Consider the following 1,043-nt stretch of genomic DNA (forward strand, 5'->3'; position numbering starts at 1 on the left):
TTACTGGTTTTTCAAGGCAAGAACCTATATAGATTCTTAGATTCTGACCGTGGTGATACAGCATATTCAAAGAATACCATGTATCGGATGTTGAATGTTTCAACCTATAACTGGCGACGTTTTCTTCTGACATTAGCAAATAAGGTTATTACATCCATGAACCAACTAACTCGACCTGAGCGTGTTAACGTCTTAATTATCGATGATACAATCATTTCAAGAAATAGAAGCAAAAGTGTTGAACTACTTGCCAGAGTTCATGATCATACATCCAATCGTTACAAGAAAGGATTTACTATGTTAACTCTTGGGTGGTCAGATGGATACAGTTTTATACCAACTGATTTTGCCATGCTCTCTTCAGGTGAAAAATCAAACCGTTATCAAGAAGCCAGTGACTCTATCGATAAGCGTACCTGCGGTTACAAACGTCGTGTTGAATCGATGCAGAAGAAAAGTGATGTTGCGGTTCAGTTGATAAAAAACACCTTAAATCAAGGCATTCAAGCCAGTTATGTGCTTATGGATACTTGGTTTACTCATGAACCACTTATCAAATCCTGTCTTGAGGAAGGTATTGATGTTATTGGTATGGTTAAACAAATGAAGCAAACATATACCTATCAAGGGAAGAATTTTGATCTAAAAGATCTCCGTACAATGCTTCCCAAGTGCCGTAATAGTAACATTATCGGTTCTGTTTTGGTGACTACCAAGAACGGTATTCCCGTGAAGTTGGTTTATGTCAAAAACCGTAATAAGAAGCACGATTGGCTTGTCATCTTGAGTACCGATTGTTCCTTGTCCAATGAGGAAATTGTTCGCATATATGGTAACCGGTGGAGTATTGAAGTTTTCTTCAAATCCACAAAATCTCTAATGAAACTCGGAAATGAGTTTCAAGGTCGTAGCTATGATATGATGATTAGCCATACAACCATAGTGATGACCCGTTATATCATGACTGAATGGCTAAGACGTGAAGAAAAGGACCAGAAAACCTTTGGTGAACTCTTTTTCAGATTCAGTGACGACATTCAGGA

Annotated in this window: 1 protein-coding gene; it reads left to right on the forward strand. The window is 38.0% G+C overall.

The features are described 5' to 3' along the window. A partial coding sequence (locus tag P0N36_RS15450) for an IS4 family transposase (protein WP_275843786.1) occupies nt 1-1,043 on the forward strand: 1,043 nt, incomplete at both ends.

The organism is Petrocella sp. FN5 (assembly GCF_029210395.1).
Lineage (GTDB): Bacteria > Bacillota > Clostridia > Lachnospirales > Vallitaleaceae > Petrocella.